13 protein-coding genes are annotated in these 13,684 nt (G+C 70.7%); 1 reads left to right on the plus strand and 12 read right to left on the minus strand.

Annotation, left to right across the window (positions count from 1 at the left end):
- Positions 1-6: 6 nt before the first annotated feature.
- The 9 genes from AC59HU_RS06840 to AC59HU_RS06880 all read right to left on the minus strand — a co-directional run bounded on the left by AC59HU_RS06840 (position 7) and on the right by AC59HU_RS06880 (position 5,067).
- A complete protein-coding gene (locus AC59HU_RS06840) occupies positions 7-957 on the minus strand; it encodes a phosphatase PAP2 family protein (protein WP_497222626.1) in 951 nt (316 codons plus the stop codon).
- Positions 954-1,955: a diacylglycerol/lipid kinase family protein gene (locus AC59HU_RS06845; RefSeq protein WP_497222627.1), complete on the minus strand. Its 1,002-nt coding sequence runs from the start codon at positions 1,953-1,955 to the stop codon at positions 954-956. Before AC59HU_RS06845 ends, AC59HU_RS06840 begins: the two co-directional genes overlap by 4 nt.
- A gap of 88 nt (positions 1,956-2,043) precedes the next feature.
- Positions 2,044-2,217, minus strand: coding sequence for a CsbD family protein (locus tag AC59HU_RS06850; RefSeq protein ID WP_497222628.1), 174 nt, complete (start codon positions 2,215-2,217; stop codon positions 2,044-2,046).
- A gap of 88 nt (positions 2,218-2,305) precedes the next feature.
- On the minus strand, positions 2,306-2,911 hold the full coding sequence (locus AC59HU_RS06855) for a hypothetical protein (protein WP_497222629.1): 606 nt from the start codon (positions 2,909-2,911) through the stop codon (positions 2,306-2,308).
- Positions 2,908-3,570, minus strand: a complete 663-nt coding sequence (locus AC59HU_RS06860) for a hypothetical protein (protein WP_497222630.1) — start codon at positions 3,568-3,570, stop codon at positions 2,908-2,910. The genes AC59HU_RS06855 and AC59HU_RS06860 overlap by 4 nt, the downstream gene beginning before the upstream one ends.
- Positions 3,567-3,989 (minus strand): hypothetical protein, encoded by a 423-nt coding sequence (locus tag AC59HU_RS06865; protein WP_497222631.1) that lies wholly within the window; start codon positions 3,987-3,989, stop codon positions 3,567-3,569. The genes AC59HU_RS06860 and AC59HU_RS06865 overlap by 4 nt, the downstream gene beginning before the upstream one ends.
- Complete coding sequence (locus tag AC59HU_RS06870; RefSeq protein ID WP_497222632.1) at positions 3,986-4,183, minus strand: DUF2273 domain-containing protein; 198 nt, start codon at positions 4,181-4,183, stop codon at positions 3,986-3,988. The genes AC59HU_RS06865 and AC59HU_RS06870 overlap by 4 nt, the downstream gene beginning before the upstream one ends.
- Positions 4,180-4,602 (minus strand): Asp23/Gls24 family envelope stress response protein, encoded by a 423-nt coding sequence (locus AC59HU_RS06875; RefSeq protein ID WP_497222633.1) that lies wholly within the window; start codon positions 4,600-4,602, stop codon positions 4,180-4,182. The genes AC59HU_RS06870 and AC59HU_RS06875 overlap by 4 nt, the downstream gene beginning before the upstream one ends.
- Positions 4,603-4,794: 192 nt before the next feature.
- Positions 4,795-5,067, minus strand: coding sequence for a PadR family transcriptional regulator (locus AC59HU_RS06880; protein WP_497222634.1), 273 nt, complete (start codon positions 5,065-5,067; stop codon positions 4,795-4,797).
- Positions 5,068-5,178: 111 nt separating this feature from the next.
- On the opposite strand from AC59HU_RS06880, the gene AC59HU_RS06885 reads away from it, so the two are divergent.
- Entirely contained in the window at positions 5,179-6,162 is a 984-nt protein-coding gene (locus AC59HU_RS06885; protein WP_497222635.1) for an NADP-dependent oxidoreductase, read from the plus strand.
- Positions 6,163-6,288: 126 nt separating this feature from the next.
- Here AC59HU_RS06885 and AC59HU_RS06890 read toward each other — a convergent pair whose 3' ends face one another.
- The 3 genes from AC59HU_RS06890 to AC59HU_RS06900 all read right to left on the minus strand — a co-directional run bounded on the left by AC59HU_RS06890 (position 6,289) and on the right by AC59HU_RS06900 (position 13,643).
- The gene (locus AC59HU_RS06890) at positions 6,289-7,788 is read right to left on the minus strand and encodes a catalase (RefSeq protein WP_497222636.1); all 1,500 of its coding nucleotides are present in this window, start codon (positions 7,786-7,788) and stop codon (positions 6,289-6,291) included.
- A 25-nt stretch (positions 7,789-7,813) separates the two neighbouring features.
- Positions 7,814-8,242: a Fur family transcriptional regulator gene (locus AC59HU_RS06895; protein WP_497222637.1), complete on the minus strand. Its 429-nt coding sequence runs from the start codon at positions 8,240-8,242 to the stop codon at positions 7,814-7,816.
- Positions 8,243-8,351: 109 nt separating this feature from the next.
- Positions 8,352-13,643 carry an ExeM/NucH family extracellular endonuclease gene (locus AC59HU_RS06900; protein ID WP_497222638.1) on the minus strand — a complete coding sequence of 1,764 codons (5,292 nt, stop codon included), beginning with the start codon at positions 13,641-13,643 and terminating at the stop codon, positions 8,352-8,354.
- Positions 13,644-13,684 lie beyond the last annotated feature (41 nt).

The raw sequence follows: 13,684 nt of genomic DNA on the forward strand, positions 1-13,684 counted from the left end.
GGGGGGTCACCTCGCGAGCGGGCCGGGGCCCGGATCGGACTTCGGGGCGGGACGGGGCGGGGGCACGGGACGGCGCGACCTCACGGTGAGGTAGAGCCGGTGCGCCGTGATGATGAGCGCCAGCCACGCGGCGCCGAGGATCCAGCCCGCGAGCACGTCGGTGAACCAGTGGTGGCCGAGGAAGACGCGGCTGAGCCCGACGGCGAGCGCGAACAGCACCGCGACCGCCCCGATGGCGACCCGCGCCCGGCGCGACTTGCGGCGCAGGATGATCAGGTACGCGACCACCCCCACCACGACCACGGCGTTCAGGGTGTGCCCGCTCGGGAACGACGCCGAGTACTCGTACGGCGGCACCGCATCCACCAGCGGCGGGCGGGCGCGGTCGATCAGGCCCTTGCCCGCGATCGTCATCAGCAGCGACCCGCCGCCGGCCGCGACGATCAGCACGACCGGGGTCCACGAGCGGCGATGGATGGCGAGGATCAGGATGGCCGTGACCGCGATGACCGGCATCCCGATCGGCCCCGCGATGTCGGTGAAGTACGTGATGACGGTGTCGGCGACCGGATCGCGGAGGGTGAGCGCGAAGTCCAGCAGCGGTCGGTCGAGCCCGGCGACGCCGTCGGAGTCGGTGACCGCGTCGTAGACCTGCCCGGCGGCGAGGCTGAGCAGGAGGGCGATCCCGGCGCCCACCACGACCGTGAGGATCAGGGTGGCGTTGGGCCCGAGGCGGTCGCCCACCCACTTCGCGAACAACGCCAGCACCCGGCCGACCGGCGTGTACCAGTGGGTCAGGTCGGTGGGGCCGAGGTAGCGATCCTGCTGGAGTTCGCCTCGCACGCCCTTCTCGGGCTCGGCACCGGCGCCCCGGGCCGCAGCCGACTGGGCACCGGCACCGGCACCGGCGCCCCCGTGAACAGCGGGCTCGCCGGCCCCGTCTCCGGGCACCGTCACGACATCGCCGGGTCGACGGCGACGGCGGTGCGGGGCGACAGCCCCGGCGCCTGGGCGGCCGGAACCGGCAGGCGCACGATCAGCGCGCCCGGGTCGACCCCGAAGCGGCCGGTCTTCGTCTCGCCGACCGGGTCGCCGTCGAGCTCGGCGAGAACCGGCTGGTCGAGCTCGAACTCGAACTCCCGGCCCGACCACTGCTTGAGCGAGGCCAGCCCGTTGCGGTTGCGGGTGGCGACGTCGATCGCCACGCCGAGCCAGCCCGCCACGACGTTGGGCCGCAGCATCACGAGCTCGAGGTCGCCGTCGTCGAGCACGGCGCCGGTGGCGAGCTCGATGTTCGCGACCACCGAGCTGCAGTTGCAGGCGAGCACCATCAGGCAGTTGGTCGGCTCCTCCGCGGCGCCGTCGATGGTGAGCGTCGCGTCGAAGCCGCCCTTGAAAAGGGCGGGCGCTCCGGCGGCGACGTAGGCACCCCAGCCGACCTTCTTCTTCAGCTCGTCGTCGGTGTTGTCCATGATCTGGGCGTCGAGGCCGACTCCGCCCATCACGACGAAGACGCGCTCCTCGCCGTCGTCGAAGGTGGCGGTGCCGACGTCGATCGCGCGGTCCTGGCCGAGCAGCGCGATCTCCACGGCGTCGTCGAGGTCGTTGAGCGGGATGCCGAGGTTGCGTGCGAGGAGGTTGCCGGTTCCGCTCGGCAGCAGTCCGTAGGGCACTCCGGTGCCGCGCAGCACGGCGGCGACCGCCCGCACCGTGCCGTCCCCGCCCATCGCGCAGACGACGTCCGCACCCGCATCCACCGCCGCTTCGGCGGCTGCGGTGCCGGAGTCCTCGACGCTGGTCTCGAACCAGAGCGGCTCGGCCCAACCGGCGCGCGAGGCGCCCGTGGCGACGGTCGCCTTGACCGCCTCCACGTCGGTGAACTTGCTCGGGTTGATCACGACGGCGACGGTGCGCCGATCGGAGGGGGCCTGGCTGGGGCTGGCGTCGTGGGTCATGGTCGTACTCTCTGCTGTCGGAAGCCTGGATGCAAGGGCGTGGCCGCCACCCCGTGGGGAGGTGACGGCCACTGGGGGTCGAGCCCGGTCAGTTCTTGAACGCGTCCTTCACGTTCTCGCCGGCCTGCTTCACGTCGGACTTGGCCTGGTCGGCCTTGCCCTCGGCGACGAGCTCGTCGTTGTTGGTGACCTTGCCGACGGCCTCCTTGGCCTTGCCGGCGATGTCCTCGGCTGCGTTCTTGATCTTGTCTCCAGCGCTCATGATGAGCTCCTTCCTGTTCGTTATTCGGGGGGGATGGCCGCCGCGGATCACGGGGCCGTGTGGGTCTGAGTGGGGTGGAGCCGCCGCGTCACTGCAACCTCGTGGTCGCGGTCACCCGGGAGCGGAAGCCCCCGCTGATCTGCACGAGCGCCGGCAACGGCCGCCCGAGCAGGTCGTCGAGCGCGATCACGGCGTCCTCGACGATCCGGGCCGCATCCCGGGGCGAGACGCCTCGGCGGCAGGTCACCGAGATCTTGAGCACCGGGGTGCGCTTCACCCTGTAGGTCGACACATGCGAAGCGACGAACTCCGGCCGGGCCGAGATGGCCTCCTCGAGCGCCTGCTCGGCGACCGCGGACTCGACCACGGTGGTGCCGTGCTCGCTGGTGCGCTCGGTCACGGCGATCGAGGTGCGGCCTCGGCCCTGCCGGGCGATGAAGACCACGAGCACCACGACCGCGATCACGAGCAGCACCAGCACGGCCGGCATGATCCAGCTCACGCCCGTGTCGCCGAGCGGGGTCTGCTCCAGCCAGTCCGAGACCTGGGCCGCGACGGCGCCGGTCGCTCCGGACCAGGCGTCGCGCACGACGGGGATCAGCACGGCGGCGACCGCCGCGGCGCCCACGACCAGGAGCACGAGGCCGATCACCAGCACGAACAGGCGGTTCGCCGCGCGATTGGTGCTGTTCATGCGCCGATCCTCCCGCTCTCGTCGATCCGGATCCGTGCCGACACCGGCGGCCGCAACCCGTAGCCCTCGAGCTGGCGGGTCACCGCCTCCTGCACGACCGAGCGGTCGACCGGGATGCCGGAGGTCGGCGTGAGGTGCACGACCGCCTGGCGGTGCGTCACCGAGACGGAGGCGTTGTCGGGGTCGACGTCGCCGGCGAGCGAGGCGTGCCGGGCGAGGGCCGAGGCGATCACCTCGTTGTCGACGACCACGGCGGTGCGTTCCGCCGAGAGCAGGTGCCGGGCACGACGACCGGGCGAGACTGCCGCGATCACCAGCACGAGCCCGATCACGGCGACCAGGATGCCGGCGGTCGCCACGATCCCGGCCGGTGCGTCGACGAGACCGAGCGCCCCGGCGAACATGTCGGCGGGCGCCACCAGCAGCGGCGGCACGCCGAGCAGGGCGAGCACGATCTCGGTGCCGACCCAGGCGAGGGCGAGGATGACGATCACGGCGAGCACGATCGCGAGGAGCGAGCGCGGCGAGTGGGTCTCCCGTCGCGCGATCCTGCGGTAGAGACCGGGGAAGGATGCCGCCGCCGGGGAATCGGGCCGCCCGGCGACGGAGTCGGTGCCCGCATCCGGAGCCGCCACGGGCGGGGTGAGTGTCGTGGTCATCGGACTCTCTCCTCCTTCTGGATGTCGGCGGCGGACAGCCGCACGGTGACCCGGCCGACGGCCGAGCCGGTGAGCAGGGTGACGCGATCGCGGATGGTCTCCTGCGCCCGCGCGGCCCGCGCGACGATCGAGCCGCCGGAGCGCTCGACCACACCGGGCACCGCCGCGGTCACCGCACCGGGCACCGCACCGGGCGCGGCTGCGGCCCGGTCTCGGTGCACCCGATCGAGCGAGACGACGCGGATGGGGGTGGTGACGGTCAGGGCCAGCAGGCCCTGCGCGTCGGCCAGCTCCACGGCGACCCGGGAGGCGTCCACGCCGAGCGCGTCGGCCGTGACCGCCCGGACCACCCGGTGGAGCGCACGGGAGGTGATGCGGTTGCGGCCGGCCGCGACGGCTGTCGTCGCGGCGGTCGTCATGACGAGGTCCGCTTCCCGCGGAAGACGTCGACGAGGGCCGAGACGCTGAGCTTGCCCTCGATGATCCGGCCGATCAGCGCCCCGATCGCCATGGCGATCGCGACGAAGAAGAACGGCCAGAAGCCGAGGACCACCCAGGTGAGGGCGAGGACCGCCCCGACGAGGATCCCGGTACGGGTGGCTGACGTGGTCACTGGACCCGAGCCTCGGGGGTCTCGTCGTCGCTGGGCAGGTGCACGTCGTTGACGGTCACGTTGACCTCGGTCACCTCGAGGCCGACGATGGTCTCGACGGCCTGGATGACGCCGAGGCGCACGCCGTCCGCGACGTCCTGCAGCGGCATGGGGTACTCCGCCACGATCGTGACGTCGACGGCGACCTGGGTCTCGCCGACCTCGACGCTGATGCCCTGGCTCTGGTCGGTGCCGGCGACGGCCTCGCGGATGGCGCCGAACGCGCGAGCGGCTCCGCCGCCGAGGGCGTAGACGCCTCGAGCCTCACGGGCTGCGATGCCGGCGACCTTCGCGACGACGCCGTCGTTGATGACGGTCCTGCCGAGCGGGGTGATGTCGTCGACGACGCCGGATGCGGTGCTGGTGGTCTGGGTGGCCATTGTCGAACTCCTTCGGGGTTGGCCCGGAGATCCGGGGGGTGCTGCGTTCTTACTGATGAGACGTCGGTGGTCGCCGATTCGTCACACCCGGCCCGAAGTTTTTTTCCAGAAGATCGCGACCCGGTTGTTCAGATCACCATACTTCTAGTCTGTCTAAATAAAACAGACGCGAATTACCGAATTCCGGCGGCGCTATCCGCGGTTGCCGAGGAGGTCGACGGCGGCCGCCCGGCCCTCGTCCGTGAACTCGTAGACCCGGCGTCGGTGGAGCTGCGTGGTGACCGACTCCTCCCAGACCGAGCTGATCCAGCCCTGCCGCTCGAGCCGCTCGAGGATGGGGTAGATGGTTCCCGAGGGGCGCCCGGAGCGCTTCATGAGGTCGAGTCCGAACACGGGCCCGGAGCTCTCGAGGATCGCCCGGAGCACGTCGACGGTGGGGGCGGTCACCCGCTTCAGCGGCTGCATGCCTCCCACCGTACCCACAGCATCCCGATCCCGCCGGGCTGTGGACTCCGCGCCCGGGATTGCTTAGCCTCTGAACACGTCCGAACACGTCCAGAGAGCGAGGTGGTCACGGTGAGGAAGCCGACGGAGACCAGCGTCATCGAGTACGACCGATCGGGTGCGGCCGAGGTGCTCTCCGCCCGGTCGCGACCGCTGGCCCCACCCGGGCCGGGCGAGGTCACCGTCGAGGTGGTCTGCGCGGGCATCAGCCACATCGACGGCTTCATCCGCAGCGGGCGCGAGGTCGCCTGGGAGGCCGAGCCGTTCCCCCGGGGATCCGGCAGCGACTTCGCCGGGATCGTGGTGGAGTCCGCCGATCCGCGGTTCCCGCGCGGCGCCGACGTGGTGGGCCACGTGCGCTCCGGCGCCCAGGCCACCTACCTCACCGTCCCGGCGGCGGCGCTCGTGACGAAGCCGAAGTCCGTCACCTGGGAGACCGCGGGCGGCGCCTTTCTCGCCGGGGTGACGGCGCTCGACACCCTCGACGAGCTGAGGATCGGCGCCGGCGACACCGTCGTGATCTCCGCGGCCGCGGGCGGCGTCGGCAGCATCGAGGCCCAGCTGGCGCGCCATCGCGGTGCGACGGTGATCGGCACCTGCGGCGACCGCAACTTCGACTACCTGCGTCAGCTGCGGATCATCCCGGTGCGCTACGGGGAGGGCATCGCCGACCGCATCCGCGCCGTGGCGCCGAACGGGGTGACGGCCTTCATCGACAACTTCGGGCAGGACGGGCACGAGCTGGCCCGCGCCCTCGGGGTGCCCGAGTCGCGCTACCGCTCGAGCGCCGACCGGCGGGAGGTCGAGCTGCGACTGCTGCAGGACGACCCGGAGTCGATCGCCCACGGCACGAAGCAGCTCGAGACGCTGATGGAGCTGGCCTCGACCCAGGCGTTCCACCTGCTCATCTCCGGCTTCTACCCGATGGAGGACGTCGCACTGGCCTACGCCGACCTCGAGAAGCTGCACTCGCGCGGCAAGGTCGTGCTCGGCACGCATCCGGTCTCGACCTACCGCATCCAGAAGGCCCGCGACGTCGCCGATCAGCGCGCCTGACGACGAACAGCCCGACGCCGAACAGCCCGACCACCAACAGCCCGACGACGAGAGCGGGCCCGGCAGCACGCCGGACCCGCTCGGGTCGTTCAGCTCGGGTCGGCCCTGAGGCCGCCTTCGAGGGGATCAGGCCTGGCCGATCCCCACCTCTTCGGGCGCGACGTCCGCACCCGGCGCGGAGGGCTCCAGGGCCGCGGCGACCCGCGCCGACAGGTCGGCGTCGACGTTCGCCCAGTACTGCAGCACCCGCTCGCGCAACGACGGGATCGTGACCTTCGAGACGTGCCCGGCGATGTTCTGCACCAGACGCTCGCGGGCGGCGTCGTCGAGCACCTCGCGCACGAGGGTGCCGGCCTGGCCGAAGTCGTCGTCCTCCGGATGCAGGGTCGCGGCCGCGCGCACGAGCTCGCCGTCCGACTCCCATCCGGAGTCGTCGCCGTGACGTGCCGGGTCGGCGTGCGGTCCGCCGAACGAGTTCGGGGCGTAGACCGGCTGCGACGCATCCTTGAACCCGAACCGCATGGCGCCGTCCTTGGAGTAGCTGTTCTCCTTCAGCGGCGCGTTCACCGGCAGCTGCGCGTGATTGGTGCCGACGCGGTAGCGGTGCGCATCCGCGTAGCTGAAGATGCGGGCGAGCAGCATCTTGTCCGGCGAGGCCGCGATTCCGGGCACGAAGTTCGAGGGGGCGAAGGTGGCCTGCTCGATCTGCGCGAAGTAGTTCTCCGGGTTGCGGTTGAGGGTCATGGTGCCGACCTCGATCAGCGGGTAGTCGCCGTGCGGCCACACCTTGGTGAGGTCGAAGGGGTTGAACCGGTAGGTCGCGGCGTCGGCGTAGGGCATGATCTGCACCGAGAGGGTCCAGGTCGGGAAGTCGCCGCGCGCGATCGCCTCGGAGAGGTCGCGGATGTGGAAGTCCGCATCCTCGCCGGCGATCTGGTCGGCATCGGCCTGCGACAGGATCTCGATGCCCTGGTTGGTCTTGAAGTGGTACTTGACCCAGAACTTCTCGCCCTGGGCGTTGATCCACTGGTAGGTGTGCGAGCCGAAGCCGTCCATGTGACGCCAGGATGCGGGCAGGCCGCGGTCGCCCATCAGCCAGGTCACCTGGTGCGCGCTCTCGGGCGACAGCGTCCAGAAGTCCCACTGCATGTCGTGGTCACGCAGGTGCGACCCCGGCAGACGCTTCTGCGACCGGATGAAGTCGGGGAACTTGATGCCGTCGCGGATGAAGAAGACGGGGGTGTTGTTGCCCACGAGGTCGTAGTTGCCCTCGTCGGTGTAGAACTTCAGCGCGAAGCCGCGGGGGTCGCGCCAGGTGTCGGGCGAGCCCTGCTCGCCGGCGACGGTCGAGAACCGGGCCAGCATGTCGACGGTCGCGCCGGGCTGGAACAGCGCGGCGCGGGTGTAGGCGCTCACGTCTCCGGTGGTCTCGAAGGTGCCGAACGCTCCGCCGCCCTTCGCGTGCACGACGCGCTCCGGGACCCGCTCGCGGTTGAACTGCGCGAGCTTCTCGACGAGGTAGTGGTCGTGGAGGGCGATCGCACCGTCGGGGCCGACGCTCTGCGAGTGGTCGTCGCTGGCGACGGGGGCACCGGAATTGGTGGTCGTGAAGTTCTGGTCGGTCATGTTCTCCTGTTTTCCATGGGGGTGTTCAGGTCGTCGATCGCGCGGCGAGGCACTCGGGGCACAGGCCCCAGAAGGTGACCTCCGCCGTCGTGATCTCGAAGCCGCCGGTCGAGGCCGGTGCGAGGCACGGCGCAGAGCCGTGCACGCAGTCGACGTCGGCCACGGCACCGCAGCGGGTGCAGACCACGTGGTGGTGGTTGTCACCGGTCCGTCGCTCGTACCGGGCGGGAGACCCCGCCGGTTCGATGCGGCGGAGGAGCCCGGCATCCGTCAGCGCGTTCAGCACGGCGTAGGTCGCCGGCAGCGAGAAGCCGGGGAACTCGGCCGCGGCGAGCCGGTGCACCTCGTCGGTGTCCGCGTGCGGGTGGTGCTCGAGCGCTCGCAGCACCGCCAACCGCTGGCCGGTGACCCGCAGACCGGCTTCCCGGATGCGTGACTCCAGCTCGATGGTCATGAGACGACCGTAGCCGGTAATCATGAACAGTTCATGATTACCGGCTACGTGCGCGTGTCGTGCGCTACCCGTGGTGGTGAACGATCGGATCAGCTCCGATCGGTTCGGATCAGCTGCAGGCCTTCAGGCTCGCCACCTCCGGGGAGAGGGTCTCGGCCCCACCCAGGAGCACGACGTCGGTCGCGCCGAGCGCCTTGATCTGGTCGATCGTCGCCTGCGGCACGCAGGTGCCCGGAACGGTGAACAGCGGCGACCCCAGTCGGGCGGCCAGCGCCGAGCCGGCCAGCGCGTCGGGGAAGGTGATCCCCGTCGCCAGCAGCACGGTGTCGGCCTGATCGAAGTAGAACCCGTTTAGCACGCGCGAGGTGTCGTACCGGTCGGTTCCGCCGAGGCGGGTGGCGCCGGCGATCCCGTTCGCGTCGGCGAGGATGCCGTCCGAGACCGAGTTCACGCCACCGGCGATCGCGATGCTCTCGGGCAAGAGCGCGTCGACGGCCGCCTCGGTGGCGTCGTCCAGGGCCTGCGCCGAGCCGTCGACCAGGATGACCGGGCCGTCGGCGCCGATCGCGGCACCCGCCGACAGCGCGTCGGCGAAGTTGCCGCCCGAGGCGAGCACCACGCTTCCGGCTCCGCTCGGGAACGCCGTGGCGGCGACCTTGCGGGCGGTGTCGTAGCGGTCGACGCCCTGGATGCGGGTGACGTCCGCGACCTGCTTCAGCGAGGCCTCCACCGTGGTCGAGACCGAGACCGGCCCACCCACGATGACGATCTTCGTCGGGTCGAGTCGCTCCAGCTCCTCCTTCACCGAGGCCGGCAGCTCGCCGCCCTGGGTGAGCAGGATCGGAGCGCCGTCCTTCGCGGCGGCCGGGGTGGCCGACAGCGCGTCGGGGAACACCTCGCCCGAGACGATGTAGACGGTGCCGGACCCGTCGGGCCAGCCCTGCTGCGAGGCCTGGACCGAGCTGTCGTAGCGGTTCTCACCCGACACGCGGTCGGTGGGGATGAACGGCTTCGTCGGGTCGACCGTGACGGCCACCCGCACCACCGTGCCGCTCGGCTTCGCCGTGAGCACCAGCACGCTCGACGCCGGGGCGTCACCCGGCACCGTCAGCGAGACCTTCGCGGCGCCGTTCGTGACCGTGATCGGCGCGAAGGTCGCGGCCGATCCCGTCCAGGACGCCTCGAGGGTGGTGTTCTGCGGGCTGCCCTGCGAGGTGAGGTCGAGCCCCGCCACGTCGAAGGACACGGTCGAGTTGGTCGCGACCGCAGCCGTCGGCAGGTTGGTGACCTGCACCGCGTGCCGGGCGAAGTCGGGCGTCAGGCCCGGATTCGCCTTGAGGTACGCGATCCACGCGTCCCGGTCGATCAGACCGGAGTCGCGGGCGTTCGAGCCCTTCGCCAGCTCGCGGAAGTTGTCGCCTCCCGAGGTGAGGAAGCTGAACGTCCCGATCCGGTAGCTGGCCGCGGGATCGATCGGCTGCCCGTCGACCCAGATGCCGGTGATGCGGTTGCCCGCGGTCGCCGCCGGGTCGAAGGTGTACTCGACGTTGTCCGAGAGACCGAGCTTCAGGAACGAGCGCGTCGGCACCGTGCCGTCGGCGTTCGTCTGCCACTGCTGCTCGAGCACGGTCTTGAACTGCGCGCCCGTGAGGCTCGTCGTCCAGAGGTTGTTCACGAACGGGAGCACCGCGTTGGCCTCGGCGTAGGTGATCGTGCCGTCCGGCGCGTAGGTCAGCTCGGCACGGAGACCGCCCGGGTTGACCACGCCGATCTGCGCGCCTCCGCGGTCGGCCGACGAGAGCGACGAGACCAGCGAGTCCGCGACCAGGTTGCCCAGCGTCGACTCGGAGCCGCGGTCGTCCCGCGTGCCGCCGACGTAGTGCCCGGCGGAGTAGCTCCCGCCGGTGAAGGCGGTCGTGATGTCGGCCGCGACCGACCCGACGGGCTGGCGGCCGATCACGTCGGCGGCGGCGATGGCCGCATCCGTGATCTGCTTGACCTCGGCCACGCGGGGGTAGGTCGCCACGAGGGTCGCGTCTGCCGTCGTCACGCGGGGCACGTTGCGAGCGGTGTAGCTCTGAACGTCACCCGTCGTGCCGTCGAGCGTGAGCACGACGTTGCCGATGTTCTCGCCGTACGAGCCGGTCTGCAGGATGGGACGCGTCTTGCCCTGCACACCCGGGATCGGGCCGTCCCACGCGTACTGCCTGTGCGTGTGGCCGGTGAAGATGGCGTCGACGGATGCGGCGGTCTTCGTCACGATGTCCGCGAACGCACCGCCCGCGGCGATCTCCTGGTCGAGCGTCGCCCCGTCGGGAGTGCCGAAGCCGGCGCCCTCGTGGTAGTTGGCGATCAGCACGTCGGCCTCGCCGTTGGCCTCGTCACCGTCGGTGAGCTGGGCGGCCACGCGGTTCACCGCGGCGACCGGGTCGCCGAAGTCGAGACTGGAGATGCGCTCCGGGGATACGAGCGTCGGGGTCTCCTGCGTGATGGCGCCGATGACGCCCACGCGGAGGCCGTCGACGACCTGGATCGAGTACTCGTCCAGCGCCGGGGTGGTCGTGCCCTTCAGGTACACGTTGGCACCCAGGTAGTCCCACTCGGCGTTGCGGTCCGAGTCCGGCCCGATGATGCGGTCGGTCAGGTCGGAGTAGCCCTGGTCGAACTCGTGGTTGCCCACGGCGCTCGCCTTGAGGTCGAGCGCGTTGAGCACGTCGATGGTGGGCTGGTCCTGCGCCGACGCGGAAGCGAAGAGCGAGGCTCCCACGTTGTCACCGGTCGAGACGAACAGCGAGTTCTCCTCGCCGCCCGCGGCACGGAGCTGCTCGATGGTTCCCGCGAACTTCACGGTGTTCGGGTCGATCCGGCCGTGGAAGTCGTTGATGTCGATCAGGTTGAGGTTGACGGTCGACGGCGCCGCGGCGATGTCGTAGCCGACGATCACCGGGTCGTGGTCGCTCGAGCGGTAGAAGCTCTCGTCGTAGAAGTTCGTCGCGTTGTAGTTGTAGCGGCTGTACTCCTTCGCGATCGACTCGCCCGAGTTGATGTTCCAGATGTCGACGCCCGTGATCTTCTTCTCGGCCGAGGGCGACGCGAAGACGTGGTCGAGCGAGCCGGAGGTGCCGGAGAACGAGTAGCTGTACTTGCCCGTCTTCGAGCCCTGGTCGACGTAGCCGGCATCCGTGATGACGACGGCCGGGTCTTCCTTCGTGTAGGCGTTGAAGTCGCCGATCAGGAAGACGTCGCTCGTGCCCAGCTGCGTCTGCAGCGAGTTCGAGAAGGAGACCAGCGCGTTCGCCTGCGCGACGCGCGAGGCGTTGGACGCGCCCTGCCCGTCACCGGTGTCGGCGTCGGCGCCGGTTCCGGAGCCCTTCGACTTGAAGTGGTTGACGATCGCGATGAACGAGGATCCGTCGGTCGAGCCGGCGGCCTTGAACTGCTGGGCGAGCGGCTGACGGGCGTTGGAGAACGCCGGGTCGATCAGCACCTCGGAGCCGCCGACCGGCTCCACGGCCGCCTTCTTGTAGATGAAGGCGGTGCGGATCACGTCCTGGCTCGAGAGCGGCGGCAGCTGGTCGGCCGCGGGCGAGGGCACGAAGGCCCAGACCTCGCTGCCGGCGGCGGCGTTCAGGGCGGTGACGAGCGTGCTGAGCGCGCTGTCGCGGTCCTTGCCGAACTTGACCGAGTTCTCGATCTCCTCGAGCGAGACGACCTCGGCGCCGAGGCCGTTGATCGCCGCGACGATCTTGGCCTGCTGGCGCGCCAGGTTCTCGGCGTTCGCCGCGCCTCGGGCGTCGCATCCGGTGTTCACCGTGATGTTGTTGCCGGCACGGTCGGTGTAGAACGAGCAGCCCGAGAGCTGGTCACCGGTGGTGGGGAAGTAGTTCAGCACGTTGAAGCCGGCGATCTGCACGGCGCCGCCGACCTCGGCCGGAGCCGCGTCCTGCGCATCGCTGAAGGTCGCCGGGGCGGTGCCGCCGACGGCGTACTGCGAGGTGGGCTGGAACTTCCAGGCACTGTTGCGGTAGTCGAGGACGACCGGGGCCGAGAAGGTCGCCTTCGCGCCCACCGTGATGTCCGGGTTCTCGGTCAGGTACGGCAGCGGGATGTTCTTGTTCGCCGTCGAGCCGAGGAAGTTGATGCTCGCGCCGTCGTCGAGGGTGACGGCCTTCGCGGCGTTGTCGGCCACGGCGGCGGTGTACTCGGCGGTGCCGGGGCGGGCGATCTCAGTCGGGGTGATCAGTGGCGCGTCACCGGCGGCGAGGCCGATCTCGGCGTACTGGTTCGTGGAGTAGGTGTTGCTCACCGTGTACGCACCCTGCGGGGCGACGAGCATGCTCTCGACGGTCTCGCGGGCGGCCTCGCCGAGCGGGAGGGTGAGCGAGACGGGCGTCACCGGGGCGACGGTCTCGGTCAGCTTCTCCAGGCCGGCGGCCGAGGTCACGTTGAACTCGGTCAGGCCCTGGAACTCGGAGATCGTGCCGGTCACCTTGACGTAGTCGCCGATTGTGACCGAGCCCGCGGTGCTGGCGGAGTAGACGAAGATCGCATCCGAGGCGGTGCGGCCGTCGACGGCGCCGCCGCCGGTGCCGGGGGTCTGGATGGTGTAGCCGTTGAAGCCGCCGGTCGCGTACGCGGCCGTGACGACACCGGTGGTGCTGACCGTCGCGGGCGTGGCCGTGGCGTAGGGCGAGGATGCGCCGGTGCCCTGGAGCTCGGCGATCGTGTGCGCCTCGCCCGCGGGCGGGTCGGTGGGGTCGGGATCCGGATCGGTCCCGCCACCGGCGCTCGCCTGCGGCGTGAGGGTGGTGGTGGTGCTGAAGTCGGCGGAGTTGTCGTCCGTGTCGCCGAAGTTCGTGCGCACGAGCGCGTTCGGAACGCCGTTGGCGCCCTCGACGGGCTCGACCGCGGTCTCGAAGGTGTTGGAGGTGCCGTAGCCGACGAGGTCGACGATGTCGGCGACGTTCGTGGCGGTGCCGACCGGCGGCGTCAGCGCCGTCGTGGTGTCGGCGAGGAAGAGTGTTCCGGTCGTGCCGGAGGGGTTCAGCTTCGAACCGAGGTCGATGTCCGGGGTCGGCAGGGCGGCGCCGACGGCGGTCGCGCCGCCGTTGCCGTCGATGGCGGCGAGGTAGTAGCCGCCGGCCTGGATCGAGCCGGTGAGGGCGCCGACGCCGTTCGCGGCACCGGTGCCGCCCGAGGAGCGGTACTGCAGCGACCAGCCGTCCAACGAGACGCTCGCGGTGCCCGGGTTGTAGAGCTCGACGAACTTCTTGTTGAAGAAGGCGTTGGCGCTGCCGCCCTTCGTGTACACCTCGTTGATGACCACGCCGGTACCGGTGACGGATGCGGATGCGGACGCGGCGACGCCGACGAGGGGGGCCGCGAAGAGAGCCCCTCCCATCACAGTCGCGAGGATCGCTTTCAACGATCTCGTGGCTTTTC

The organism is Herbiconiux sp. 320_LB (assembly GCF_059691755.1).

Coding starts and splice junctions, on each gene's coding strand:
- AC59HU_RS06845 (WP_497222627.1), bottom strand. CDS start 1,955: ATGACCCACGACGCCAGCCCCAGCCAGGCCCCCTCCGATCGGCGCACC.
- AC59HU_RS06850 (WP_497222628.1), bottom strand. CDS start 2,217: ATGAGCGCTGGAGACAAGATCAAGAACGCAGCCGAGGACATCGCCGGC.
- AC59HU_RS06855 (WP_497222629.1), bottom strand. CDS start 2,911: ATGAACAGCACCAATCGCGCGGCGAACCGCCTGTTCGTGCTGGTGATC.
- AC59HU_RS06860 (WP_497222630.1), bottom strand. CDS start 3,570: ATGACCACGACACTCACCCCGCCCGTGGCGGCTCCGGATGCGGGCACC.
- AC59HU_RS06865 (WP_497222631.1), bottom strand. CDS start 3,989: ATGACGACCGCCGCGACGACAGCCGTCGCGGCCGGCCGCAACCGCATC.
- AC59HU_RS06875 (WP_497222633.1), bottom strand. CDS start 4,602: ATGGCCACCCAGACCACCAGCACCGCATCCGGCGTCGTCGACGACATC.
- AC59HU_RS06880 (WP_497222634.1), bottom strand. CDS start 5,067: ATGCAGCCGCTGAAGCGGGTGACCGCCCCCACCGTCGACGTGCTCCGG.
- AC59HU_RS06890 (WP_497222636.1), bottom strand. CDS start 7,788: ATGACCGACCAGAACTTCACGACCACCAATTCCGGTGCCCCCGTCGCC.
- AC59HU_RS06895 (WP_497222637.1), bottom strand. CDS start 8,242: ATGACCATCGAGCTGGAGTCACGCATCCGGGAAGCCGGTCTGCGGGTC.
- AC59HU_RS06900 (WP_497222638.1), bottom strand. CDS start 13,643: ATGGGAGGGGCTCTCTTCGCGGCCCCCCTCGTCGGCGTCGCCGCGTCC.